Raw genomic sequence first — 478 nt, 5'->3', positions numbered from 1 at the left:
AAAATTGTATTTCTAGAACTTGGGGCTACAAATCTCTATTTTTAGGCAGACTACTCCCTTGGAATTAACACGATTTTTTAAAAGCGTCAAAATGAATGAGTTATTCTATCTGTAGGTTTTGAATTCGGCTAAGCACCTTCCAGAAAAATTTCTGATAGACGAAACTTGAAGATAATTTAAAGAATAGGGATCGTCCTGACTTTACTACTTTACTAGCCACTTTAATGAGCCGTGTACGAATCGTCTCAATTTGCATATTCTTCTGCTCTGCTGGGAAAGAAAGGGTTCGAAGCCAATTCGTTAAGTTATAAGCTAGAAGACTCAACATCATTTTTGCCTCGTTCACTTGGAAAGAATGACTATTCATTTGATCGAATCTGAAACCATTCTTGACCTCTTTGATATAGTTCTCCATCGTCCCTCTTTTTTGGTAAGCACGGACGATATCTTTTGGAGAAAAGGCAATTTCTAAATTGGT

Annotated in this window: 1 protein-coding gene; it reads right to left on the bottom strand. The window is 36.4% G+C overall.

The genetic code is table 11. From position 1 onward, the window contains the following. Positions 1-100: 100 nt before the first annotated feature. On the bottom strand, positions 101-478 hold a 378-nt coding region (locus Q1B07_RS26795; protein ID WP_299095880.1), incomplete at its 5' end, for a transposase.

The sequence above is a fragment of the uncultured Metabacillus sp. genome (genome assembly GCF_947503125.1).
In the GTDB taxonomy this organism is placed as follows: domain Bacteria; phylum Bacillota; class Bacilli; order Bacillales; family Bacillaceae; genus Metabacillus.
The sequence above is the reverse complement of the archived record's forward strand: the minus strand, read 5'-3'. Positions and strand labels throughout refer to the sequence as shown.